We start from the raw sequence: 25,317 nt of genomic DNA, 5'->3' as shown, positions 1-25,317 counted from the left end.
TTACTCCTCCTTCGTATCAAAATCCATGATGATGCCCTCGACCGGCGCAGGACCGGCGGGAATCTCGGGCGCATCGGGGTTGAGCTCGCGGTCGACATACTCCGGGTTCACACCGTGGCCGCCCAGATACTCCATGCCGGGGCCCTGGGGCTCACCGGACGCAAGCGTCTCGTTGGCAGCCATGCCGCGCGCGTTGCCGGTCTTTACGGCCGAGGCGGCGCGCAGGGCGTCGAGCTCGCGCTTGCACTCCTGGCACATACCGACGGTACGGGCGGCCTGCTCGGCCTCCATGCCACCGGCCTTTTGCAGCAGGCGCTTGGCGTAGTCGATCTCCTTGTGCGGGGCAAACGGCTTGCCGCAACGCGAGCAGTGCTCGAGCGTATAGACGCTCTTGCTGGTGAGGTCGTCCTTGCTCATGACGGCCAGCTCAAACTCCTCGGTGAGCTTGATGGCCTCCATGGGGCAGGCCTCCTCGCAGCGGCCGCAGAAGATGCAGCGGCCGTAGTCGATCGACCAGGTGATGGTATCGGCCGCAAGGTCGGTGTCCATACGAATGGCATCGGCCGGGCACGCCACGCCGCAGGCACCGCAGGCGATGCAGAGCTCGGCGTTGTGCTCGGGCTTGCCGCGCATGTCCTTGTTGGTGGGGAACGGCGCAAACGGGTACTTGACCGTCGCGTCGCCGGCCTTGGCGTTGACCTTCCAAAGCTTCAGCATATTAGAGCGCCTCCTCATCGAGCGGAGCGGCCATGGTGCCCTCGCCCGCAAGCGGCGACTTGTCGCGCCAGACGTTCTCGAACTGCTCCTTGTCGAGCACGTGGTCGCGCTTGGCGGCGACATCGGTCACCGTCACGCGGTCGGTGCAGGAGTAGCACGGGTCGAGCGAGCCAACGATCAGCGCCGCATCGCCCACGGTGTTGCCGCGGAACATGTAGCGCAGGACCGGCCAGTTGCTGTACGTGGCGGCCTTGGCGCGCCAGCGGTAGCACTTCTGGTTGTTGCCGAGCATGGCCCAGTGCACGTCCTCGCCGCGCGGAGCCTCGGTAGCGCCGATGGCGTACTTGTGCGGGGTGTACTCCCAATCCGTGGTGAGGATGGGACCCGACGGGCAGTTCTCGAGCATGGTCTCGATCATGTCGATCGAATCGTAGACCTCCTGGATGCGGACGGCGGTACGGCCGAAGGCATCGCAGGTGTCGGCCGTAGCAGCGTGCATCTTTTGGACGTCCGGATCGGCGTAGCCGTCGAAGGGATGGTCAAAGCGCACGTCGCGGGCATAGCCCGAGCCACGCATGAGCGGGCCGACCGGCGAAAAGTCGCGGGCGATCTTACGATCGAGAATGCCGATGCCGCTCGTGCGCTCAATAAAGTTGGGCGTGGAGAGCAAAACGTCGACGAGCTCCTGGACCTCGGAGCGCAGCTGGTGGATGGTCGTGAGCGTGGAGAGCTTCTGCTCGGCCAAGATGTCGCGACGCACGCCACCGATCACATTGAGGCCATAGGTCTTGCGGTGACCGCTGAGTTTCTCGGCCAGGTCCATGGACTTCTCGCGAACGCGGAAGAACTGCTGGAAGCCGGAATCGAAGCCGGTGTAGTGCGATGCGAGGCCAATGTTGAGCAGGTGCGAGTGCAGGCGCTCGACCTCGAGCATGATGGCGCGGATGTACTGCGCGCGCGGCGGGACGTGAATGCCCTGGGCGCGCTCGACAGCCTCGGCGTAGGCCACCGAGTGGGCGCAGCCGCAAATACCGCAGATACGGTCGGCAAGGAACGTCACGGCGTCATAGTTCAGGCGCGTCTCGGCGACCTTCTCCATACCGCGATGCACGTAGAACAGGCGGTAGTCGGCGTCGACGATCGTCTCGCCCTCCACGAACAGGCGGAAGTGGCCGGGCTCGTCGGAGGTGATGTGCAGCGGTCCCATGGGGACGAGCGTGGTCTCCTTGCCCTTGGTGTCGGCCAGGAATTCGTAGTTTTCCATGTCGCTCGCGGGGGCGGGGCGGAAACGGTAATCCATCGAATCCTTGCGCAACGGGTACAGCCCGCTGGGCCAATCGTCGGGAAGCACCAGGCGACGGCGGTCGGGCAGACCCTCGGGAATCAGGCCGAACATGTCGCGCAGCTCGCGCTCGCCCCACACGCAGGCGGGGACGAACGGCGTCACGGACGGGAACGTCATCTTGGCGGGATCGACCTCGGTGCGCACGGTCACCCAGCCGGGGTCCTCCCCCTCCATGGAGATGACGTAGTACACGGCGTAGCGACCGCACAGACTGCGCTCGTCGTTGCCGATGATCACGGGAATCCAGCCGTAGCGCTCGTAATACAGGTAGTGGACGGCCTCGGGCAGCTTGTCCTGCTTGACGGTGATCGTCAGCTGGTCCTCGCACTGCCACTCGACCTTCTCGATGCAGCCCGGAACGGCGCGGCGCAGGGCCTCGACATGACTCTCGCAGCGACGGGCATACACCTTGTTCTCAGTTTCAATCATTCGTTACTCCACCTCGCTCTGAGCGGTCTCGGTACCGAACACAGCGCGGTACATCGGCGTCGCGTGAAGTTCCTCGGTGCTCTGCTCGAGCACAATGCCGGTCGCGGTCTCCACACCGTGCACGAGAGGCAGCGGGGTGGCGATGCCAAACCACAAGATCATGACAGCCAGGATGATTTCGGGGATAAGCATGAGCGCCGGGGCCTCATGCTTATCCATGCCCTGGGGCGCATGGCCGAATACCGACTTGAGTGCGATGCGGGTGAGCGCGGAGATGGCCACGGTAAGACCGAGGGCGACCACGACGACCAGCCACATGGGACCGGCGGTAACACCGGCGACAAAAGTCAGGAACTCGGAGATAAACATGCCAAAGGGCGGGAAGGCACCAAGACCGAGCAGCGCCAGGACGGCGAGCGCGGCGGTTGCGGGGGCAACCTCGACGACACCCTGGATCTTAGCCAGGCTACGCGTGCCAAAGGCGTGCTGAATGTTGCCGGACACGCAGAAGGCAAGCGTCTTGGTAAAGCCGTGGAACACGCAGTGCAGCAGGGCCGCGGCGATACCCAGCGGGCCACCGATACCCAGGCACAGGGCGATAACGCCCACGTTCTCCACAGACGAGTACGCAAAGCGGCGCTTGAGGTCGTCCTGGCGGAACATCGAAAGTGCCGCCACCAAAATGGACAGCGTGCCGACGATCAGCAGCAAAAGTTGCGGATACTCGGCGCCCACGGCCTGGATGGTAAAGCCGTAGAAGCGCATGATCACAAGCATGGCGCACTTAAGCAGCACGCCCGAGAGTAGGGCCGAGACAGGGCTCGGGGCCTGGGAGTGGGCATCGGGCAGCCAAGTGTGCATGGGGAACAGGCCGGCCTTGGTGCCAAAGCCGATCACGATAAACGCAAAGGCGAGGCGCATGAGCGTCGGGTCGAACTGGTCGGCATACGGCAGCACGCACGACAGGAACGCGGCCTCGTGAGCGTTGGGAATCACGTCGGCGGCGTTGGCGTAGATCAGCAGCGTACCGAACAGGCCAAAGGCCACGCCGGCGGTGCAGACCATCGCATACTTCCAAGAAGCCTCGAGGGCCGTCTTGTTCTTGTAGATACCCACGAGGAACACGGTGGAAAGCGTGGTTGCCTCCACGGCGGCCCACGTGAGGATCATGTTGTTGGACAGACACGCGAGCAGCATAGTGAACACGAACAGGCTAAACAGCGCAAAATACTGCTTGGCGCGCTCGGCGGGCATGGAGCCCTCCTCGATATCGGCCTTTACATAGGGCAGCGAGAACAGCCCCGTAAGAAAACCGATAAAGCCGATGAGCAGCACAAAGATGGCGCCCAGCGAATCGAGGTGAAACCACAGGCCAAGAGCGCTCGCGGTGTCGCCGCTCATAAGGACGTCACCGGCCGTCATAATCGACAGCACCAAGACGGCTGCGACGGAGACCAGGTTGAGACCGGCAAACACGTTATAGGACGTGTTCTTGGGCAAAAATGCCATGACCAGCGAGAACACCAAAGGAGTCGCGAGCAGGGCGAGAATCAACGTTTCCATGGACTACCCCCTCAGCTCGGACAGGTCGCGCGCATCGAGCGAGTGGGAGTCGTCCCAAATGCGACGCACGACGATGGACATGATGATGACGGCAAAGATGGCGTCGGTGGCGATACCGATCTCGATGATCTCGGGAGCGGTGGGGGCCAAAAGCGCGAGTGTCACATGGCTGCCGTTTTCCATAAGGCAGTATCCAAAGATCTGCTTCATGATGTTGCGCTGCGAAATGATGCAGGTGAGGCCCACAAAGAAGTGAGCGAAGCTAATAGCGAGCGCAGGCGTTGCGACCTCGGCCGTGGGCAGGCTGATCTGCGTCACGACGGCAAAGCAAATCGCGACCTCGACGGCGATGATGCAAATGGCCCACGCGGGCTTAAGACCGGCCTTGAGCGATGCGTCGCTCGGCTCGCCCATCTTCTTATATGCGCGGTTAAGGATATAAGGGACCAGGACGACCTTGGTGATAAAGGCAGATCCGGCCCACATAAGCAGTTCCAGCGCACCGGTGGTGACACCGAGCGTGGCGAGCAGTCCCACGAGCACCAGCGACTGCACCGCATACCAGCGGATGGCGTGCTTGATGTTCTTGGAGACGACCACCATGGTGGACGTGACGATCAGAAGGCCGCCAAGGATGTTGACGATCGAATATCCCATGTCGTTCTACCTCCTAACCGATCCAGCTGGCCGAAAGCGGGCCGCTGACGATGACCATGATGATGAGCATGATGAACACGAACGCCATCGCGCGGGGAAGCGGGGCTCCCGCAGCGACCTCTTCGCTCGGCTCGCCGGGCAGGCAATAGCCCATCCACTTAAGGAACCAGGCAAAGGTGGCGACGGTCTCGGCAACCATGATGCACACGAGCACCAGGATCGCGACGTTGCCGGCACCCACAGAAAAGCCGCCGGCGATGATCTGGAACTTCGAGAAGAACGTGTTCATGGGCGGCACGCCGGCAATGGCGAGCGCGGCGACACCGAAGCCCACGCCCGAGATCGGGTACTTCTTTACGATGCCGCGAAGCTTGGGCAGCATACGCGTGCCGAGCGTAAAGGAGAACGAACCGGCGATCAGGAAGAACAGAGTCTTGGCGAAAGCGTGGTTAAAGATGTGGCACACGGCGCCATCAAAGGCCAGCTGGCTGCCAAAGACCGAAAGGCCCAGACCAAAGAACACATAGGAGAGCTGGGCGATCGTGGAGAAGGCCAGCAGGCGCTTCATGTCCTTTTGCGGCAGGTACATAAGGAAACCAAAGAGCATGGTGACCATGGCGTCGATAATGGCGACCCAGCCCACGATCTCGGGAATCTCGCCGGCAGAGACGAGTGCACGCGCGAACACGCACACGCCGACCTTGACCATCGAGGCGCCATGCAGGTAGGCCGAAACAGGCGTCGGCGCCTCCATGGCCGAAGGCAGCCACATGTACATGGGAACCTGTGCGGACTTGGCCCAGGCCGCAAACAGCACGAGCAAAAGGACGATAGCCTTGAGCTTGGCATCGAGGCCGGTAATCGCGGTAATGGCGAAGGTGCCGGTGTGGGCAAACACGATGGCGGCACCCAGATACAGGCCGAGCGCACCGATATGCGTGATGATCAGGGCCTTCATACCGGCCTTCTTGGCCGTAGGCGTCATGTAGTAGCTAATGAGGCCCCAAGAGCACGCGCCCGTGATCTCAAAGAACACGAGCTGGCCCAAAAGGGTCGAGCTGTACACGAGGCCAGCCATGGCACCAATGAAGGTCGCGAGGTACGCGTAGAAGCGACGACGCGGCGCATCGGGATGCTCACGGTTATTCTCGCTCATATAGGGGATCGAATAGATCACGACAAGCAGGCCGATACCCACAAAGGCGGGCGCGAGCAGCGTGCTCATGCGATCGAAGGTGAATCCCATGACGAGGGTCTGCCCAAACGAGATCAGGGGGACCTGCGTGTCGGGCATGCCGGCGCCAGCGAAATTCGCGGCGAGGGCGATGGTGCAGACCGTCGAGACGGCGGCACCCAAAACGCTGAACCACTTGGCGTACGGACGGGGGAACAGGGCGACGAGCACCGAGGCCACCATCGGGGCCGCGATAGCGACCAAGCCGAGAAGGGACAGACTGACTGCAAATGACATTGTTTCTCCCTTCTCCTACACGCCGACGACCACGAAAACAAACGCCAGAACGGCGATGCCCACGACGGCCCAGGTCTGATTGCCGAGCACCTTAAAGCGCGAGCGCGAGCAGGAGTTCTCGATCACGCCGCAGACCACAAAGTCGATAAGGCACTTCACCAGGAAGATGACCGCGCCCAGAACGGCGGTGGCGCCCACGGTCGCGGGCTCGCCCCAGGGGACGAAGATCGCGCAGAACCAAGCGACGACCAGGACCTGCTTCATGGACATGGCGAGCTTGGCCATCGCAAGCGACGGGCCGGAAAGCTCGGCGAGCGGACCTTCCTGAAGCTCCTGCTCGGCCTCGGCCTGATCAAACGGCAGCTTGCCGAGTTCCATATAGCAGGCGATCGCAAAGGCGATGCCGGCGAGGATCACGGCGACCGGCGCGTCAACGGCGCCCGTCATGATGTGCTGACCCATGGTGGCGATGTCGGTGGAGCCGCACACCAGGGCCGCGGCAAACAGCGCCAACAGCATGGACGGCTCGATGAGCACGCTCATGAGCAGCTCGCGGACGCCGCCGATACCGGCGTAGGCGTTAGACGAATCCACGCCGCAGAGGGCGAAGAAGAAGCGGGCGAGCGCCAGGCTGTACATGATGGTGATGGCGTCACCAAAGACCGGGATGGGGCTTTGTGTCGTAAAGAGCGGCAAGCCCATCGCGAGCATAAAGGCAACGGCGAAGAACAGCGGCGGCATAATGCGCAGCGCAAAGCTCGCGTCCTCGCTCTGGGACTCGGGGCGCGCAAAGAGCTTGGCCAGGTCGCGGTAGTCCTGCATGATGCTGGGGCCGCGACGGTTGTGCATCTTGGCGCGGATCACGCGACCGAGACCGGAGAAGAACGGCGCGACGGCCATAACGACCACGCCCTGCAGAACGGCAAGTACGATGTTGTTCATGCTCTCCCCTCCTTAACCCATTTGCACGGCGAGCACGAGGAACACCACGAGTGCCGCGACGATGTAGCAGATATAGATGCTGTAGTTGCCGCCCTCGAGCTTAGTCGCGAGGTCGGCGAGCTTCTCGACACCCTTATGCGGGGCATCGACGAGAACCTTGTCGGGTACGGGCTCCACAGCCTCGGCCACACCGGTGAGCTTCTGGAAGAAGTGCGCGATGGACCAGCAGACGGCCGTGCAGCGGTCGCGCAGCGTGTAGAGCGGCTGCATAAACCAGGACACCTCGGAGGCAAAGGTCGTGGCCACGACGGGCATATGCTCGTTGGGAGCATAGCCGCATGCCCACGGCTGGGACTTCTGCACCTTGCCGACGGTCTTGAGCTTGCGATAGCCGCAGGCAAGGCCGATGAGCACCACGAGCGCAATGGCGATCGCGGGCGTGGAGGTGGCAGCGCCGGAGTACTGGTTCATGAGCTCCATGCCCTCGGCGGCAAACACGCCACCGTACGGATGCAGCACGGACGCGGCGACATCGACCAGCACGGGCGCGATCACGGGAGCGCCAATGCCCAGCACGACGCAGATGGCCGCGAGCAGCCCCTGCGCAAACACCATGGGGGCGGGAACCTCCTTGGCATTGGCCGCGGCCTCGGAGCGGGGCGCGGAGGCAAAGGAGACGCCATAGGCCTTGACGAAGCACGTGACGGCAAGAGCGCCGGTAATGGCAAGCGCGACGGCAGCGAACACGGCCACGATCATGACGGCCTTGTCGCCCTGCATGGCGGCGTTAAAGAGCGACTGGTAGGTAAACCACTCGGACACAAAGCCGTTGAAGGGCGGGATGGCCGAGATGGCAAGTGCGCCAACGAGGAAGCAGATGGCCGTTGCCGGCATACGACGGAACAGGCCGCCCATCTTCTCCATATTACGCGTACCCGTGGAGTACAGCAGCGCACCGGCGCCCAAGAACAGCTCGCCCTTAAACATCGCGTGGTTAAACGTGTGGTAGAGGGCGGCCATCAGAGCCAGGACGGCGATGCCGACCGAGTTGAGCGCCAATGCGGCCATGGAGGCGCCGACGCCGAGCAGAATGATGCCGATGTTCTCGACGGAGTGATAGGCCAGCAGGCGCTTGATGTCATGCTCCTGCAGGGCGAAGGCCACGCCGAGGACCGACGAGATCGCACCGAAGACCATAACCATAAGGCCCCACCAGACCTGAACGCCCGAGGCGGAGAGCAGGTCGAGACCAACCTTGAGGATGCCGAAGATACCGATCTTGATCATGCCGCCGGACATAAGGGCCGACACGTTGGACGGCGCCTCGGGATGCGCCTTGGGCAGCCAGCCGTGCAGCGGGATGATACCGGCCTTGGCACCAAAGCCAAAGAAGGCGAGCACGAAGCACACGGATGCGACCGCGGGGCTAAACTGCGTGGCGCGGAAATCCGCAAAGGCAAACGAGCCGCCGGCAAAGTTGGTCATGGTGAGGAAGCTCGCCATGATGAGCACAAAGCCCACGTGCGCGATCACAAAGTAGAGCCAACCGCCATGGATGGAGTTCTCGTTCTCCTCAATCACGACCAGGAAGTACGAGGTCAGCGACATGAGCTCAAAGGCGACCAGGAACCAAAACACGTTGTCGGCGGTGATGACGAGCATCATGGATGCCACGAAGGTGTTAAAGAAGAAGCCGGCGCGGCCCTTTTTGCCCGGGTACTCATCAAAGTAGTTGAGACCGTAGATCGAACCGGCAAACGCGAGCACCGAGATGAGCGCCACGAACAGGCCGGACAGCTGATTGAGCAGCAGCTGGAAATGGGCAAACGGGAAGAACACGATGGTGTCGACCGACGTGACATCGCCCAGCACGGCCTGGATACCGGCCACAAACGAAAGCACCGCGGCGACGGCGCCGATAAGGCAGCCGGCAGTCTTGGCGGCGTTATCGGCCTTAATCAGCAGAACCGAGGCGAGCGCACCGATGCACGAGACGGCAAGCGATGCGATAAACAGCGTCATGCTATCCATTGTTTACGCTCCCTTCTGCTTTCTCGGACAGGCCCTGGGCCACAGCGGTAACGTCGACGACCGGACCGTTTTCGATCGAGCGCAGGCGCTTGGCCTCGTCGAGCTCGCGATCGGCCGCGCCACCCATGACGGTCAGCGCCTTGGTAGGGCACGCCGCCACACAATGCGGGCCGTCCGGATCGAATGCGCACAGGTCGCACTTGACAGCGCAGGTGTACTGACCAGGAGCCCACGTAAGCAGGCTGCTCAGGGACTTAGGATACGAAGGCGTCGGGTCGCACATGCCTGCGACACCGGCGATAGACGTGCCATCGGGATGGATGGCTCCGAAGGGGCACGCGATGGCGCACAGCCTGCACCCGATGCACTCCTGCTCCTTGACGTGGATGCGATCGCCATCGTGCTCGATGGCATTCACCGGGCAGACCTCGGCGCAGGGGGCACCCTCGCAATGGTGGCAGGCAAGGGCGGCCGAAATACCGCCGGTCTTCACGAGCGCCAGGCGCGGCGTATCCTGAAGACCCTGCATCCGGTGGGCGTCGGCACAGGCGGACTGGCATGTTCCGCAGCCGATGCACCTCTCCGGGTTGATGTCGATGAAGCGGTTCATCCCCACTTCCTTTCAAAATAACGGGCCGGGCTCCCGAACGTACGGGACGCCCGGCCCAAAAAGCCAACGAGAACGGGACTACACGATTTGATTCACGTGCGTCTCGTCGTCGAACTTGGCGGCGCCGGGCTCAACGTCCTGGGGAGCGGCGGCGTCGACCAGAGCCTGCTTGAGCTCGGTGTACTGGCGCTCCACCTCGCCCTCTGCCCAAACCTGGTCGGCAATGGCGTCGACCTGGCAGGCGGAGAACTTGTCCTCGGGCGTGTGCGAGACCGGGTCGACCTTGTGCATGGTCAGCTCGTTGCACTTGCCGATCCACCACTGGTAGGTCATATAGACCGTGCCCTTGTTGATACGGTCGCTCACGTCGGCGCGGCTGTATACCTGGCCGCGGCGGCTGTGAATCGAGACGATGTCGCCGTTCTTGATACCGCGCGCCTGGGCGTCCGCGGGATTCATGCGGACAAAACCGGGCTCATCGGCGAGCAGCGCCAGCGTCTTGCAGTTGCCGGTCATCGAGCGGCAGCTGTAGTGGCCGACCTCGCGGACGGTGCACAGGATGAGCGGGTACTCATCGTCGGGAAGCTCGGAGGGCGCCTCCCAGTCGTGCGCCATCAGGTTGGCGCGGCCGTCCTTGGTGGTGAACTTGCCACCAGCGAACATGTCGGCCGTGCCGTGGTCGTTCACATCGGTGCTCTTGACCGGCCACTGGGCGTAGCCGCCCTCGGGAGCCATCTTCTCGTAGGTCGCGCCCACAAAGTTGGGGCACAGGCTAATGCACTCGTTCCAGATCTGCTCGGTGTTGTCGTAGTGCATGGGATAGCCCATACGCGTGGACAGGTCCGCGAAGATCTCCCAGTCGTGACGGCACTCGCCCTTGGGCGGAACGGCTGCGTCAAAGTGCTGGAAGCTACGGTCGGATGCGGTAAAGACACCCTCGTGCTCGCCCCAAGAGGTGGCGGGCAGGATGACGTCGGCGAGCATGGTCGTCTGCGTCATAAAGATGTCCTGGCAAATGAACAGATCCAGCTCGGAGAGCGTCTTGCGCATACCGGCCGAATCGGGCTCGGTCTGCACCGGGTCCTCGCCGTAGTTGTAGAAGCAGTGCACCTTGCCCTCGTCGACCAGGTGGCCCAGGTCGGTGAGCTTGTAGCCCTCCTCGAGCGGGAGCTTTTCCTCGGGCACGCCCCAAGCCTTGGCAAACTTGGCACGCACTGCGGGGTCGGTGACTTTCTGGTAGCCAGGGTACAGGTTGGGCAGCATGCCCATATCGCAGGAGCCCTGGACGTTATTCTGGCCACGCACGGGCGCGAGGCCGGAGTTGGGTTTGCCGATCTGGCCGGCAACGCAGGCGATGGAGGCGATGGTGTGCACCGTCTTCAGGTTCTGCTTCTGCTGGCATACGCCCATGCCCCAGCCAATGATGGCAGAGGGCTTCGCCGTGGCGTACATCTCGGCAGCTTGGTGGATCAACGCGGGCTCGACACCCGTGATGTCCTGTACGGATTCGGGAGTGTAGTTCTTGATGGTCTCCCACCACTCGTCAAAGCCGTTCGTGTGCTCGGCGACGAATTCCTTGTCGTAGAGGCCATCGTTGACCAGACAGTTGGCAAAGGCGTTGAGGAACGCAACGTTGCAACCGTTCTTGATCGGAAGGTAGAGATCGGCGATACGCGCGGTTTCGATATGGCGCGGGTCGGCGACGATGATCTTGCAACCCTTTTCTTTGGCTCGCACGATACGCCTTGCGACGATGGGGTGCGAATCGGCAGGGTTATAGCCGAAGAGGAAAATGCAGCCCGCATCCTCCATACCGGGGATGGAGCATGACATGCAACCTGAACCAACCGTGTCCATCAGACCGAGGACAGTAGGGCCGTGTCAAGTACGGGCGCAGTTGTCCACGCTGTGGGTGCCGATGCACGCACGCGTAAACTTCTGCATGACGTAGTTCGCCTCATTGCCGCCGCCTCGCGAAGAGCCGGTGGTCATGACAGCGTTAGGACCATATTCGTCAATTATGGCCTGCATCTTAGATGCGGTGAAATCCAGTGCCTCGTCCCAGCTTACGCGCTCAAGATCCGCGCCCTTGGTGCGGCGGATCATCGGGTGCAGTACGCGAGGAGTCAAGATCTTGGTGTCGTTGATGAAGTCGTAGCCGCTCATGCCCTTAAGGCACAGCTCGCCCTGATTGGTGATGCCGTTGAGCGGTTCGGTACCCACGACCTGGCCGTTTTGGACCAGGAGATTAAACTGGCAACCGGCGCCGCAGTACGGGCAGATCACTTTATGCTTCTCCATGACACCCTCCTTCCTTTTTCTGCTACCGATTAATCGGTACGTATTTGACAATCGTTGGGCCTGTATGGCCGCCCGCCTACGCCTCGTTTTCGATGGTGGCGCGGGCACGCTCGGCGGTCAGTTCCGCCAGGCGCTCCTCGTCTACCAGGGTGAGGCCCTTGGTCGGGCACGCCTCGGCACACGCCGGACCGCCGGGACGGTCCACGCACAGGTCGCACTTGAGCACGAAGCTCTTGGTCTGCGAACCCACGCGCACGTCGCCCATCAAGACGGGGACCTGCGTGGTCGCCACGCTCACGGCGCCAAAGGGGCATGCCATGACGCAGCTCTTGCAGCCGATGCAGTTGTCCTCGTTGACGCCGATACGATGGTTCTTTGGATCAAAGAACAAGGCGCCCGTAGGACAGGCCTTCGCGCACGGAGCGTCCTCGCAGTGGTGACATGCCACCGGCGCGGAGATCTCGTAGGTGCGCGTTACGCGCAAGCGAGGTGCGGCGATGTTGCCGGGAATATCGTGTGCCTCGATGCACGCCGCCATACAGGTTTGGCACCCAATGCAACGTGAGGAATCGGCTACGACTCGTTTATTGCCCATGTTGTTCACTCCCTCCTGAATCCCATGCCGGAGAGACCCTGCCGACGTTGCCCCGGACCGCCCGTGGTCCGGCATCGGCGTATCGAGTGCATGCGGCGAAACAGGCACTTCGATAGAATTCCTCCAACGATATACAGGTTAAATATACGCAGTTGCAGGTGGCAAACTTGAGCATACGCCCTGCAATACGGGTGTATTGCAGGGGTTTTGGCAGGTTGGAATTATTCTCTATAAGCTATAAAGGTGAGTGTATTACATGCGTACACCTCTGAGATTTTTACGCACTCTCATTTTGGATGTACTACGCTTGTATTCGTGTTAATGGTTATTTACTTGAGCGAAATAAAGTAATAGTTATAAGATGCTCAGGTATCGGCACGTGCCGCATTTGACCGACTATATTGCACGCTCATTAAGGGGGCCAGTGATGTCATCGACTCAAAAAAGAGCCATCCTGCAGGTGCGCATTCGCGAGGAAGACAAGCAGCATGCCGAGCATCTCTACGATGCCATGGGCACATCGCTCGCCGAGGCTGTCCGCTTATTTGTCGCGCAGAGCATTTTGATGCGCAAGCTTCCCTTTCAGCCGGTCGCCGTGCGCTCAAAGGACGGCACCGCCGCCTATGGATCGCTCAAAGCATATGGGGACCCCAATCGCCGCTCCGAGGAGCGCAATGCCTGGATTGAGTACCTTGCTACAGAAAGCGACGATTCGATTTTGGGTCCCGAGGAAGTAGATATCCATGAGTAGCACCATCATCGACGAGACCGTCATCCTGCGCTACCTGCTTGACGACGACGAAGTTCTGTCACCGCGCGCTGCCAAGGTCATCGCCACGCGCACCGCTCGCGTCTACCCCGAAATCATCACACGCGTCGTGGTCACGCTGCGCGACGTCTATAAGGTTCCCCGCGTTGAGATTGCTGCGGCCTTGAAAAGGCTGCTCGATGACGTCATGGTCGACGAGCCCACCGTTGTCGCCCTTGCCGTCAAACTCTTTGGCAAGACCCATATGGACTTTACCGACTGCCTCCTCGCAGCCCGAACCGCCATCTACAACGATGATGTCGTGAGCTTTGGCAAGCCCATCATCCAAGGCATGATCGATTACCGCCGCAAGCGCCAAACCGCCGCCGACGCCCGCGACCGCGCCGCCGAATCCCGCAGCCGCAGCACCGACTCCACCATCGACAAACTCCGCCACCAATCCCGCAGCTAACCCCCATCCCCTTCTAAGTTGCGGTGAAATAGTTCCTGGATTTAGGCTTATTCGAGCTTTTCAGAAACTATTTAACCGCACCTTAGCTAGGGCGCGGGGCGGCATCGATTCCCGTAACCCCGTACACTTACGAAAATGGCTCTGGTCCCAAAAGGAACCAGAGCCATTCATCTATCCTATGGAGCGGGCGACGGGAATCGAACCCGCGTCATCAGCTTGGAAGGCTGGGGTTCTACCATTGAACTACGCCCGCAAGATATGGTCGGGACGACAGGATTTGAACCTGCGACATCCTGCTCCCAAAGCAGGCGCGCTACCAAACTGCGCCACGTCCCGAAGGTGTTGAGCAGCTAAGGTCTAAACCTTGCGTGTCCCAAAGCGAAGGAAATTATAGGGGAGACTCCCCGCCTGTGCAAGCGCAGAAACCCTAGCTCCTCGAATGTGCGACAAAACGACTATGGAGCAGGCCGATCACAAATGCCACCACGGCAACCGGCGCCCACGCGGCACCGATATCCGCCAACGGCAGCGCATCAAACGGCAGCCACGTGCCCCCAAAGAACGCATCGCGGACCGAGGTGATCACGCTCTGCACGGCAACCACACCGCCAACCCAGACCCACACCTGCGGATGAGCGTCGCAAAAGCCGTGTACCAAACCCATGAGAACCAGCACGATGGCGACGGGATACAAGGCGTTAAGCATGGGCACCGAGAACATAAGGATCACATCGAGGCCCACGTTGGAGAGCACGCACGAAAACGCCGCGAACACAAAGGCAAGGATCGCGAAGGGGCGGCGCATGGCCCCCTCGGAAGCCTCCGCTCCCCCTTCAACTACGTACGTCTCACAGAAATAGCGCGAGCAGCAGCTAATAAGACCGACGCACACGTTCATGCAGGCGAGGAAAAAGATCGCGAAGACCACGACCGTGCCAGCAAGCCCAAAATGCATGGAGGCCGAACGAGCGAGGATGGCAGCGCCGTTGGTGGCATCGGGCATAACCGTGCCGAGTTGCATTCCGGCAAGCGCCAGGCCGCAGTAGATGATGGCCATGAGCACGCCGGCGATCACACCCGAACGCGAGATCTCGAAGGCCACGCGCCTATCGTCGGTAACGCCCAACTCGTGGATGGTCTCGGCGATGATGATGCCGAAGGCGAGCGACGCGAGCAGGTCCATGGTCTGATAGCCAGTCAAAAAGCCCTGCACGGCGGCGCCTGCATCGTAGGGAGCCTGAGGCGCGGCAGCCGGTCCCAGTGGCGAGACCACGGCGGCACCCACGACCAACACGATGAGCGCAATGAGCGCGGGGCCCGTAATGCGGCCGAGCACGCGCGTGATGACACCCGGGCGCAGCGTGAGAGCAAACGCGACGACAAAGAAGCCAACGGCAAACACCAGACGAGCCGTGCCAAGCGAAACGCCCTCGGGCAGCAGCGGCACCAGCATCTCGAAGGCCGTGGAGCTCGTACGCGGAATGGCCAGGCACGGGCCGATGGCCAGATACACCGCCGCAACAAAGAACTCACCGAACTTGGGGTGCACGCGGCCGGCAAGCTCGCGCGCCGTTCCGGCAAGCGCCACGGCGATAAAGCCCATGACGGGCAGGCCGATGGCGGCGATGAGAAAGCCGAGCATGGCGACCGGCGTGGCTGAACCTGCTTGCAGCGCCAGCAGCGGCGGAATGATAAGGTTGCCGGCGCCAAAGAGCATCGAGAACAGGGCGATGCCGACGGTAACGACATGGTCGGAGCGCAGACCACGCGAGGCGGATGAGGCCATAGACACACCTTTCGGGTCGAAACAAAAACGGGACGGGCAAAAGACCCGTCCCGCAAGTATATACGCTCTAGCAGGCTAAATCGCGCAAAGCGTCAATCGCGGTGTCGACTTCCTCGTCCGTGTTGAAATACCCAAACGAGAAGCGAACGACACCCTGACGCTCGGTCCCCAGCGCACGGTGCATGAGCGGGGCGCAATGGGCGCCGGGGCGCGTCGCAATCCCCCACCCTTGCATGAGTGCATCCGAGATCTCGGCAGAGTCGATATCGCCCACGTTGAGCGAGACGATCGCCGAGCGCGTCGGTTGGCCAAAGGCACCATAGAGCTTAATCCCCGGAATCTCGCGCACACCGGCAAGGAAGCGATCCGCCAGTGCTCGCTCGTGTGCCGCAATCGCCTCGACCCCGCCTTGCGCCTCGATAAAGTCGAGACCTGCGGAAAGGCCCGCGATGCCGTGACCGTTGAGCGTACCCGCCTCAAGGCGCGTGGGCCACTCAAGCGGCTGCAGCGCATCGAAGCTGTGCACGCCCGTGCCGCCCATGGCCCACGGAGCCACGTCAATGCCCTCCGCCACGGCCAGGCCGCCGGTGCCTTGAGGTCCCATGAGCCCCTTATGGCCGGTAAAGCACACAATGTCGAGCCCCATGGCCTGCATATCGATATGCATCGCGCCGGCAGACTGCGAGGCGTCGACGATCACCAGCGCGCCGGCCGCATGGGCCATGGCAGCCACGCGTGCAATGTCAACCGAGTTGCCGGTCACATTGGAGGCGTGCGTCACCACTACGGCACGCGTGTCAGGCGTGACCAGCTGCTCGAGCTCGTCGTAGTCGAGCACGCCGTTCGCGTCACAGCCCGCATGCTCAACAGTCACGCCCTGCTCTGCCGCCAGGCGGTTGAGCGGACGCAGCACGGAGTTGTGCTCGAGCACCGTCGTGACCACACGGTCGCCGGGGCGCACCACGCCATTGATGACGGTGTTGAGCGCCGCGGTGGAGTTGGGCGTAAAACAGACATGGTCAGCACGCGGGCAGCCCAGCAAACGCGCAAGCTTGGCGCGGCAGCCGTGGATGGTACGCGCCGCGTCGAGGGCACCCGAGGTGGCACCGCGCCCGGCATTGCCGAGCGAGCGCATCGCCTGCGTCACGGCATCGATGACCGTCTGCGGCTTGTGTATGGTCGTCGCCGCGTTATCCAGGTAGATCATCGCACGACCTCCCACATATCAATCACGGTATAGCCCTCGGTGGGAACGCCCGCCGCGGCGAGTTCGCCGCGCAGCAGTTCCTCATCGGCAGGCAACGCCTTCCACGCCAGACCACAGCCGGCAGCGACCTCCCCGGGCACGGGAATCGTTCGCCCGGGAAGGCCGCGCTCGATGCACAGGGACTCGCAACCCATGGCGGCCGCCGTGGTGGGAAACGTGATGACAAGCGCCGGGCGCTTCTCCCTCATGACAACTCCAACCAACACGCTACGGGCGCACGACGCGCACGGCCTGCTCCATCTTCTCCACGATCACGTACATGTTGGTGACCTCGCCCACCGCAAGCTGGTCCTTAATACCATAGTGGTCCAGGCAGGTACCACAGGTGAGAATCTCGACACCCTGCTCGGCCAGGCCCTTCAGGTCGTCGAGCACCGGAGAGCCCTCGACGGTGAGCTTGGCACCGCCGTTGTAGAACAGCATAGTCGCGGGCAGCTCCTCCTGCTGCGTCACGGCAAAGATGAAGGCCTTCATGAGCTTGTGGCCCAGCTCGTCGTCGCCACGGCCCATGCAGTCGGTGTAGACGGAAATGACGAGCTTGCCCTTGCCGGCGCTGGCATCACAGAAGGCAGCGCCATCCTGCTCGGGATCAGCCACGGCAACGGCGCCAGAGGTCGCCACGGTCACGTGCCACTCGGCGTCAGAAACCTTCTCGACTGAGGCCGTGCAGCCCTTCTCCTGCGCCATCTTGGAGATGTTCTTGACGGCGGTCTCGTTGTCGACCGAGGTCACGACGGCGCCCTCGCCATCGAGCTGCTTGAGGGCCTTGAGCGTCTTGACGACGGGCAGCGGGCAGGCATCGCCCATGGCATTGACTTCAATTTTGGTAGACATAGCTTTTCCTTTCGAATAAATCGTTTTAGAACGGTACATAGCTCAATAAACGTGTCGTTAACGGGCAACGTGGACGGCAGGGCCGCCTGGCACCGGCTCGCACACGCGACCGACGACGGCGGCGATACGTCCCTCAGCATGCAGACGACGCGCAAGCTCATCCACATCCGCCGCGGGCGCCGCAATAAGCAAACCGCCCGAAGTCTGCGGATCGTACAGTGCATCCAACATGCCCAGCTCCAAGTCTTCGTCGGCAGCCACACGCGGGCCAAAGAAGTCTTGGTTGCGGTAGGAGCCCGCGGGGATAATGCCCAGACGCGCCATATCGAGCACCTGGTCAAAGAGCGGCACCGCCCCCGACGCAAGTTCAATCTGCACGCCCGAGCCCTCGGCCATCTCGCACGCATGCCCGATCAGGCCAAAGCCCGTAATGTCGGTGCAGCCGTGAAGCTCGAGTCCCTCGGCCAGACGAATCGGCGCCTCGTTGAGGGTGCGCATCGAGTCAAACATCGGGCTAGCCTCGTCCTGCTCGATAAGCTCGCCCTTAATGGCCGTGGTGATGATGCCCGAGCCGATCGCCTTGGTCAGCAGCAGAACATCGCCCACGTGCGCGCCGCTGTTGGCGAGCATACGGTCGAGTGGCACAAAGCCGCTCACGGACAGACCGTACTTGGGCTCGTCGTCGTTGATGGTGTGGCCGCCCGCGATGGAGCAACCCGCCTCGACGCACTTGTCGGCGCCGCCCGCCAGAATCTGGCCGGCAACCTCAACGCCCAGGCAGCTCGGAATGCACAGCAGGTTCATGGCATGGCTCGGCCGCCCGCCCATGGCGTAGATGTCCGACAGCGAGTTGGCCGCGGCGATCTGGCCAAAGAGGAACGGGTCGTCGACCATCGGTGGGAAGAAGTCGATGGACTGCACGAGTCCCAGGTTCTCCCCTACGCGGAAGACGCTCGCATCGTCGGAGGTATCGAACCCCACGAGCAAGTTGTCGTTATGCACATTGGGTAAATCGCCCAGGACCTGGGCGAGGGCTCCGGGGGCCAACTTAGCGGCTCAACCGCTCGCGGCAGTCATAGACGTAAGCTTAATCTGATCGTCAGCCATCGATACCTCCTCTCATCGGTCAATCATTTTCTCCCAGTATACGCATGAATGCGAGCCTACGGCGGATGCATTAATTGAGCGCCTGTGCGCGAATCGCCGCGCCGATGGCACCGGCGAAGCGGGCCTGGGGCGAGGTGGTGACCGGCGACCCCAGCAGCGCCGCCAGCCGCTCCACAACGTAAGCGTTCTCGCACAAGCCTCCCGTCAGGTAGTACGGAGCACCCGTCGCCTGCCCGGCCATAGTGGCCACGCGCGAGACCACGCTGTCGATCACGCCACGCGCAATGTTCTCGCGCGGCTCACCGCGACCGATCAGGCTGATAACCTCGCTTTCGGCAAACACCGTGCACATGCTGCTGATCTTGGTGGGCTCGCCGGAACGCGCCAGGTCGGCCATCTGCTGCTGGGAAATGCCCAGGCGGTCGGCCATGATCTCCAAAAAGCGCCCCGTGCCGGCGGCGCACTTGTCGTTCATGGCAAACTTGGCCACGCGGCCACCCTTAAGTTGGATAACCTTGGTGTCCTGACCGCCCACGTCAATCACCGTGCCGTGGTCGCCAAACAGGCGCACAGCACCGGTGCCGTGGCAGGTAATCTCGGTAACGACCTTGTGCGCATAGGGCACGGCGACACGACCATATCCGGTCGCGACCACGCGAACATCGTCGCCCGTCACGTCATAGCCGGCTGAAGCGAGTTCGCCGCGCAGGCGCTCGGCCGCATCAACCGACGAATATCCCGTCGGTATGACGCAGGTCCACGCAATGGCGCCATCCGTGTCCACCACCGCAGCCTTCGCGGCCGTCGAACCGATGTCGATACCAATGCCAACCACGGCATCCTCCTTCTATGCGGCAAAGCAGCTATCCCTTTGCCGCATTTGTCCTACAGGGTCTCGATAAAGGCAGCGATGCGAGTCTCGATCTGGCCCATGTCACCGTTGCTGTAGTCGGTCTCGATCTTCATATACGGAATACCCGCACCCTCGACAGCTTCCTGCATGCGCGCACTCTCCACGTTAAAGGTGTGGCAGGCCTGTAGCACGCTCTCTACCACGCCATCGACATGATACTTCTCGCACATGGCAAGCGTGTTCCCCATGCGGCTGTCGTTGGGCGTCATGACCGAGCAGTTGATGTCCAGGTAGCGGTCGGCGATGGCGTGCAGGATATCGGGAGCCTCCGGGTCGATCATCATGGCCGCCGTGCGCTCGCCCGAGCAGTCGTCCATGCACACGACCACACCGCCGTTGGACTCGATAGTACGGCCGATCTTGTTGATCACACCGCCCACCGGACAGCCGGTGATCAGAATGCGCTTGGCATCCGCCGCAACCGGGCGCTCGCCCGCGTCGTAGGCCTCGCGCAGCTTGGCAACCTTTTGCTCCAGCTGCTGCGTATAGGCCTCGATATCAAAGCTGAACGTACCGGCAAACATAGTGCTCATCAGGTCGACGCCGCTCATGGCCGCCGGCTGATTGGCCTGCAGCGCAAACATCTCGAGCTGGGCCGCACGCAAGCGGTTGCGACGACGGACGGCGGCGCGCAGGTCGTCATCAGTAATCGTAATGCCGTAGAAGTTCTCGAGCTCCTCCTTGAGCAGGCGGCACTCCTCGTACCAGCCTTCACGCTCGTAGGCGCGATCACGACCCTGCGGCAGGTGCAGAATGTGCGTGCGCTTGAGCTCGTTGAGTAGCTCGTACATCTTCTTCTTGCCGTCGCAGGTGGTCTCGCCGATGATCATGTCGCTAAAGTACGTAAACGGGCACTTTTGCGAGTAGGCAAAGCCGTAGGTCGACTTGATGAGCGGGCAGAGGTTTGCCGGCAGCACCTTCTCGGCCTCGGGAATCACCTCATCGGACGTACCGCACAGAGCGACACTCGCAGCCCCCGCGGCATCGATAATCTCGAGCGGCGTGTAGCTGCACAGAAAACCGACCAGGCGATTACCCGCCTGCTTATAATCCTTGACGCGAATAAACGCCGCCTTGCGCTGCTCGTTGAACTCCTCAAACGTGGACGGCAACGGCTGCTCAATATTTTCCGACATATAACTCCTAAACCTTTCAACCAACCAAGGAAACGGCTTTCCCAGGTGCCCGAGGTTGCCGTAAAAGAGGAGCGCCGCGTACTTTGGTACACAAGCGACGGTTTGAACGGCAAGATCGGGTGCCCGGGAAAGCCGCCGGGGCGGATAGTCCTAAATGGTCTCCAAGAAAGCTTCGATCCTGGTTTGTAACTGACCTGCATCCTCGCCAGCGTAGTCGGTCGTGATGTGCATAAACGGAATGCCGACCTCCTCGGCGGCCTTCTCCACGGCAAACGACTCCATCTCGTAGAGCGTGCAGAACTGCAGGGCCACGTCGACGATGCCGTCTACATGCAGGTCCTTGGCCATCTGAACGATGTCCTTCATACGCTGGTCGTTGGGCGTAAAGACGGCGCAGTTGATCTTAAAGTAGCGCTCGGCGATGGCGTCGAGCATCTCGTCGACCGTCTCGCCGGACTCGTCGACCAGGTCCTTGTAGTAGCGCGAGCCCGTGCAGGACTCCTCGCCGACCACAACGCCGCCGGCCTTCTCGATGAGGTTGAACAGTTTCCAGTTGGGCACGGCCATGGGCGTACCGGTGTACAGGATGCGCTTGGTCCCCTTGGGCGTCACGCCCTCGCCGGCCTCGACACGCTGCTCGCACTCAGCCGCCATATCGTTGATGGCTCCGGTCAGACGCGGCGTGTCGTCCATAAAGGCGGCCTGAACGGTCAGCAGGCTGTCGAGACCGCTGATGGGCGCCGGGTCGGCAGCGCGCGTGGCTGCGAGGCGCTGCAGGGCGCGACGCTTCTCATTGACGGCGTGGATGGCGGCCTTCAGACGCTCGGGCGTAATCTTGACGCCACACTCTTCCTCGATCTTGTCGGCGAGCTTCTTGACCTCGGCCTTCCAGGTCACGAGCGTCGACTCGTCGTGTACGTTGGGAATATCCATGACGTACATGTTCTTTTGCGTGGCAAAAAACTCGTAGGCTTTCTTCTTGCCGTCGCAGGTGTTCTCGCCTACCACCAAGTCACTCGACTCAATGTAGGGGCAGACCTCGCCCAGCTTAAAGCCGGCAAAGCTCTTGATAAGCGGACAGGTGTTGCGCGGCAGGTGCTCCTCGACCTTATCGGTTGCCCAATCGGCACCAGAGCATAGACCCACGGGGATACCGTCGCAGGCAAGTACGATCTCCTCGGGCACGTAGACGCAGAACGAGCCGACGATCTTGGTGGCCTCGCCGGCCTCCTTCTTGTCGAGCATCTCCTTAATACGGCCGCTGTGGATGTTGGTGGCGACAAAATCCAGGTAGGACGTAGACTTGGGGCGATTGTTCTGCGTCAGGAACATATCGCCGTACATCTGGCCCACGGCGCCCAGCAGCAGGTCGTGGTCGGCAAGATTCATGCCGAGGCTCTCCCACATCGGATGGAAATCAAATTCTTCAGCCATGACGGTTCCCCTCTCGAACCAAAAACGGATAACGGCGGTATCGATGCACGACGGACGGCGATTGTCCGGCCGTGCTCAAACCCGGAATTTTAGGGAACCTGCCTTGCGGACGGTTATTTAGTTGTGCGTCGTCTCTCCCGGAGCCGTGAACATACCTGCTCATATGCGGCTCCGAGCCATATATAGGGCACGCGCGGCAACGCGGCGAATGTATGTCGTCTGCGGCATGTGCGCACCCTCCTCTACAAGTTGAGGTCAACTATATCAACGGTCGTCGACCATGCGAACACCGTTGACATTCGTACGACAACCTCGTGTGCCGTCGTTTAATAAATAATTATCTGTGTTGATAAGAGTTTGTCATTCCCCATTCGGCGAACGGCAAGACAAAGCCGCCGAGACTTATATCCCCGACGGCATTACCCGGCGCTACCGACAAACCAGATGGATCCTGCTGGCATCAAAATGCATACGCAGGGTCTCGCCTTCTTGCGGTAACCCATCCGCTGGTACGCTCAATTTGTTGACCTTCCACTGCAGACGCGTTGGCGCATCGGCCCGCGGCGCATCCAACAGCACCAGGCGCTCAAAACGCGAATCGCTCACGCGCGCCACGTGCAGGTCGTAGCTGTTGCGACCCCGCTCGGCACGGTTGTCCACATGGAAGTAGCTCGCGCGAATGCCCAGGTACGCCACATTATCGGGAACCTCGCGACCCACGTTAAAGGTCATGCCCCAATCGAGCGCCTCAACTTCTTCGTCGCCGATCTTGCGCGCCCGGCTTGTGTTCTTGCAGCCCGTCAGGCGCAGCGCCGCCAGCGTCTGCGGACGGCGGACCACGTCCTCGACGGAGCCGATCTCCTCGACATGTCCGTTATGCATCACGCAAATGCGCTCGCACAGGCGGCATGCCTCGTCAATATCGTGGCTCACGTAGAGCACGGTGCGGTTGCATACATCGAACAGGTCGAGCATGTTCTGTTCGAGGGCGCTCTTAAGATAGGAATCGAGTGCGCTCATGGGCTCGTCGAACATAAAAATGCCCGGATGCGCCGCCACCATGCGCGCAAGCGCCACACGTTGCTGCTGACCGCCCGAGAGTCGCGCGGGATAGCGGTCGGCAAAATCGGCCAGTCCAAAGATACCCAGGTAGCGCTCGGCAAGCTGCTTGCGCGCCGCGGCGTCGCCCGCATCCTTTACGCCGGCACATACGTTATCGGCCACTGTCATATTAGGGAACAGCTGATAGTTTTGGAACAGCAGGGCGCATTTTCGCTCCTGGGGCGACAGGTTGATGCCCGCCCCCGAGTCAAAAAAGGTCACGCCGTTGACGACGATCTTGCCCTCGTCGGGCGTCTCCACACCGGCAATGCAGCGCAGCGTGCAGCTCTTGCCACAACCCGAGGCGCCCAGCAGCGCCACGCGCTCCTCGCCGGCCTCAAGCTGCATGTCGAGCATAAAGCCGGGATAGCGCTTTTTGATATCCAGAACGAGTGACATGACCTATCGACCTCCCTGCGGCGCCGCATCATCGCGCATGAGCTCGGCCAGCGCCTCGCGATCGATACGCAGGGCATCGCCGCCGACTGGGTCGAGCGAATCGCCCTGTCCGGCGAGATCTTTGGCCTGTTTGCGCTCCGCACGGGAAAGGCCCCGCTCGCGATACTTTTGCGAATGAGCGGTGTACATGTTGATGAACAGGATGACCAAAAAGCTAAAGACAATCACGACGACGACCCAAAAGAGGGCCACCGACGTGTTGCCGCCCATCCACTCAAAGTAGATGGCGATGGGAATGGTCTGCGTAATACCGGCGTAGTTGCCCGCAAAGAACAGCGTGCAGCCAAACTCGCCCATCGCGCGGGCAAAGGCGAGCACCGTGCCGGCGGCAATAGAGGGCCACCCAAGCGGCATCATAAGCTTGGTAAAGATGAGACGCTCGGACCATCCCAAGGTTCGCGCGGCGTCGAGCATCTGCGTGTCGAGGCTCTCGAAGGCTCCGAGTGCCGTACGATAGACGAGCGGGAACGACACCACCACGGCAGAGATCACCGCCGCCGGCCACGTAAAGACAATCGAGACGCCGTGCGCGATAAGCCACCGACCGACCCCGGTCGATCGACCAAATAGCATAAGCAGCAAAAAGCCGCACACCGTAGGCGGCAGCACCATAGGAATCGTAAAGACCGAATCGAGCAGGCCCTTGATGCGACTCGAGGTACCCATGGTCTTCCACGCGGCGAACAGGCCCAGCGCAAACGCGATCACCAGGGCAAGACCGCTCGTTTTAATGGACACCCAAAACGGGCGATAGTCGATGTCGCACAAAAAGGAGGTCAGAGAGGTCCAGGGCCCCTGCTCATCCCGCAATACGACAGACGATGCTTCTACCATGTGAGCGCTATCAAGCCAACGCGCGCCGCCCTTGGCATCACCCGAGGCTGATGCAATCACCACATAGCGGTCCCCATCCGCACCGCGCTCGTCAAAGCCATAGGTATACCCGCCGGAATCAAACGTTGTTTCCGCCGTGACATACCAAGGAAGATCCACGTCCCCCAGCTGCGCACCTCCCATGCAGTTTGCGCTGTCGAGCTTACAGACGAGGGCCTTGAGACCCGATACGCACTCGTTGTCCTGCGGATCCAATCCATACTTCTCGACCGCCTTGGGCGATATCCACACCACAACGCGATCGGCAGCAGGCGCCACCACAAGGTCCACGTCCTCGTCAACGGGAAACCGGTAGCCCTCAGGCTGGCCCTCCATGGCACGAGCGGTCCCCTTGGCCAGCCGCTCAAAACCCTCGATCCCATAGGAAAGCCCATGAGCGGTCGCAGCAACCTGGGCCCCGTCCTCAGCGTCCCCAGCAAACGCAAATCCCGGCACCCAGCAAAGCGCGAAGGTCAAAGCACAGGCGACAAGCATGCGGAATCTATTAAGCACGAAAAGCTCCAAG

22 protein-coding genes and 2 tRNA genes are annotated in these 25,317 nt (G+C 61.6%); 2 read left to right on the top strand and 22 right to left on the bottom strand.

Annotated elements, in window-relative coordinates; genetic code table 11:
• From KTF55_RS05250 to KTF55_RS05200, 10 genes are all read right to left on the bottom strand, one after another.
• On the bottom strand, positions 1 to 717 hold the full coding sequence (locus tag KTF55_RS05250; RefSeq protein ID WP_217107807.1) for a formate hydrogenlyase complex iron-sulfur subunit: 717 nt from the start codon (positions 715 to 717) through the stop codon (positions 1 to 3).
• A 1-nt stretch (position 718) separates the two neighbouring features.
• Entirely contained in the window at positions 719 to 2,491 is a 1,773-nt protein-coding gene (locus tag KTF55_RS05245; RefSeq protein WP_022095197.1) for an NADH-quinone oxidoreductase subunit C, read from the bottom strand.
• 3 nt (positions 2,492 to 2,494) lie between these two features.
• On the bottom strand, positions 2,495 to 4,054 hold the full coding sequence (locus KTF55_RS05240; protein ID WP_217107806.1) for a hydrogenase 4 subunit F: 1,560 nt from the start codon (positions 4,052 to 4,054) through the stop codon (positions 2,495 to 2,497).
• 3 nt (positions 4,055 to 4,057) lie between these two features.
• Positions 4,058 to 4,711 carry a hydrogenase 4 membrane subunit gene (hyfE, locus tag KTF55_RS05235; protein ID WP_217107805.1) on the bottom strand — a complete coding sequence of 218 codons (654 nt, stop codon included), beginning with the start codon at positions 4,709 to 4,711 and terminating at the stop codon, positions 4,058 to 4,060.
• 13 nt (positions 4,712 to 4,724) lie between these two features.
• On the bottom strand, positions 4,725 to 6,182 hold the full coding sequence (locus tag KTF55_RS05230; protein WP_217107804.1) for a hydrogenase 4 subunit D: 1,458 nt from the start codon (positions 6,180 to 6,182) through the stop codon (positions 4,725 to 4,727).
• Positions 6,183 to 6,197: 15 nt separating this feature from the next.
• Positions 6,198 to 7,124, bottom strand: a complete 927-nt coding sequence (locus tag KTF55_RS05225; RefSeq protein ID WP_217107803.1) for a respiratory chain complex I subunit 1 family protein — start codon at positions 7,122 to 7,124, stop codon at positions 6,198 to 6,200.
• Positions 7,125 to 7,136: 12 nt separating this feature from the next.
• Complete coding sequence (gene hyfB / locus KTF55_RS05220) at positions 7,137 to 9,155, bottom strand: hydrogenase 4 subunit B (protein WP_217107802.1); 2,019 nt, start codon at positions 9,153 to 9,155, stop codon at positions 7,137 to 7,139.
• Positions 9,148 to 9,765 carry a 4Fe-4S dicluster domain-containing protein gene (locus tag KTF55_RS05215; RefSeq protein ID WP_022095203.1) on the bottom strand — a complete coding sequence of 206 codons (618 nt, stop codon included), beginning with the start codon at positions 9,763 to 9,765 and terminating at the stop codon, positions 9,148 to 9,150. Before KTF55_RS05215 ends, hyfB begins: the two co-directional genes overlap by 8 nt.
• 78 nt (positions 9,766 to 9,843) lie before the next feature.
• Positions 9,844 to 12,066: a formate dehydrogenase subunit alpha gene (fdhF, locus tag KTF55_RS05210; protein ID WP_226790557.1), complete on the bottom strand. Its 2,223-nt coding sequence runs from the start codon at positions 12,064 to 12,066 to the stop codon at positions 9,844 to 9,846.
• Positions 12,067 to 12,142: 76 nt separating this feature from the next.
• Positions 12,143 to 12,661, bottom strand: coding sequence for a 4Fe-4S dicluster domain-containing protein (locus tag KTF55_RS05200; protein ID WP_022095206.1), 519 nt, complete (start codon positions 12,659 to 12,661; stop codon positions 12,143 to 12,145).
• Between the two features lie 427 nt (positions 12,662 to 13,088).
• Between KTF55_RS05200 and KTF55_RS05195 the strand changes: the two genes are divergently transcribed.
• Together KTF55_RS05195 and KTF55_RS05190 are read left to right on the top strand one after the other, a co-directional pair.
• A complete protein-coding gene (locus KTF55_RS05195; RefSeq protein WP_158554596.1) occupies positions 13,089 to 13,412 on the top strand; it encodes a type II toxin-antitoxin system RelB/DinJ family antitoxin in 324 nt (107 codons plus the stop codon).
• Entirely contained in the window at positions 13,405 to 13,881 is a 477-nt protein-coding gene (locus KTF55_RS05190; RefSeq protein WP_217107800.1) for a PIN domain-containing protein, read from the top strand. Before KTF55_RS05195 ends, KTF55_RS05190 begins: the two co-directional genes overlap by 8 nt.
• A gap of 179 nt (positions 13,882 to 14,060) precedes the next feature.
• On the opposite strand, the gene KTF55_RS05185 is transcribed toward KTF55_RS05190, so the two are convergent.
• The 12 genes from KTF55_RS05185 to modB form a co-directional block, all read right to left on the bottom strand.
• Positions 14,061 to 14,134 (bottom strand) — tRNA-Gly (locus tag KTF55_RS05185).
• Between the two features lie 6 nt (positions 14,135 to 14,140).
• Positions 14,141 to 14,217, bottom strand: a tRNA-Pro gene (locus KTF55_RS05180).
• Positions 14,218 to 14,308: 91 nt separating this feature from the next.
• On the bottom strand, positions 14,309 to 15,667 hold the full coding sequence (brnQ, locus tag KTF55_RS05175; RefSeq protein ID WP_217107799.1) for a branched-chain amino acid transport system II carrier protein: 1,359 nt from the start codon (positions 15,665 to 15,667) through the stop codon (positions 14,309 to 14,311).
• Between the two features lie 67 nt (positions 15,668 to 15,734).
• Positions 15,735 to 16,874: an aminotransferase class V-fold PLP-dependent enzyme gene (locus tag KTF55_RS05170; RefSeq protein ID WP_217107798.1), complete on the bottom strand. Its 1,140-nt coding sequence runs from the start codon at positions 16,872 to 16,874 to the stop codon at positions 15,735 to 15,737.
• Entirely contained in the window at positions 16,871 to 17,122 is a 252-nt protein-coding gene (locus KTF55_RS05165; RefSeq protein ID WP_022095212.1) for a DUF3343 domain-containing protein, read from the bottom strand. Before KTF55_RS05165 ends, KTF55_RS05170 begins: the two co-directional genes overlap by 4 nt.
• Before the next feature lie 19 nt (positions 17,123 to 17,141).
• Positions 17,142 to 17,768: a sulfurtransferase-like selenium metabolism protein YedF gene (gene yedF, locus KTF55_RS05160; protein WP_055286145.1), complete on the bottom strand. Its 627-nt coding sequence runs from the start codon at positions 17,766 to 17,768 to the stop codon at positions 17,142 to 17,144.
• Between the two features lie 57 nt (positions 17,769 to 17,825).
• Complete coding sequence (selD, locus tag KTF55_RS05155; protein ID WP_254179328.1) at positions 17,826 to 18,875, bottom strand: selenide, water dikinase SelD; 1,050 nt, start codon at positions 18,873 to 18,875, stop codon at positions 17,826 to 17,828.
• Positions 18,876 to 18,945: 70 nt separating this feature from the next.
• Positions 18,946 to 19,710: an acyl-CoA dehydratase activase gene (locus KTF55_RS05150; RefSeq protein WP_217107796.1), complete on the bottom strand. Its 765-nt coding sequence runs from the start codon at positions 19,708 to 19,710 to the stop codon at positions 18,946 to 18,948.
• 50 nt (positions 19,711 to 19,760) lie between these two features.
• Positions 19,761 to 20,924 (bottom strand): double-cubane-cluster-containing anaerobic reductase, encoded by a 1,164-nt coding sequence (locus KTF55_RS05145; protein WP_217107795.1) that lies wholly within the window; start codon positions 20,922 to 20,924, stop codon positions 19,761 to 19,763.
• A 150-nt stretch (positions 20,925 to 21,074) separates the two neighbouring features.
• Positions 21,075 to 22,358 carry a double-cubane-cluster-containing anaerobic reductase gene (locus tag KTF55_RS05140; RefSeq protein ID WP_217107794.1) on the bottom strand — a complete coding sequence of 428 codons (1,284 nt, stop codon included), beginning with the start codon at positions 22,356 to 22,358 and terminating at the stop codon, positions 21,075 to 21,077.
• Between the two features lie 429 nt (positions 22,359 to 22,787).
• Entirely contained in the window at positions 22,788 to 23,858 is a 1,071-nt protein-coding gene (locus KTF55_RS05135; protein WP_196031902.1) for a sulfate/molybdate ABC transporter ATP-binding protein, read from the bottom strand.
• Positions 23,859 to 23,861: 3 nt separating this feature from the next.
• Positions 23,862 to 25,304: a molybdate ABC transporter permease subunit gene (modB, locus tag KTF55_RS05130; protein WP_226790559.1), complete on the bottom strand. Its 1,443-nt coding sequence runs from the start codon at positions 25,302 to 25,304 to the stop codon at positions 23,862 to 23,864.
• Positions 25,305 to 25,317 lie beyond the last annotated feature (13 nt).

The sequence above is a fragment of the Collinsella sp. MSK.8.10 genome (assembly GCF_019041915.1).
Classification (GTDB): domain Bacteria; phylum Actinomycetota; class Coriobacteriia; order Coriobacteriales; family Coriobacteriaceae; genus Collinsella.
This window is presented reverse-complemented; position numbering and strand designations above follow the sequence as displayed.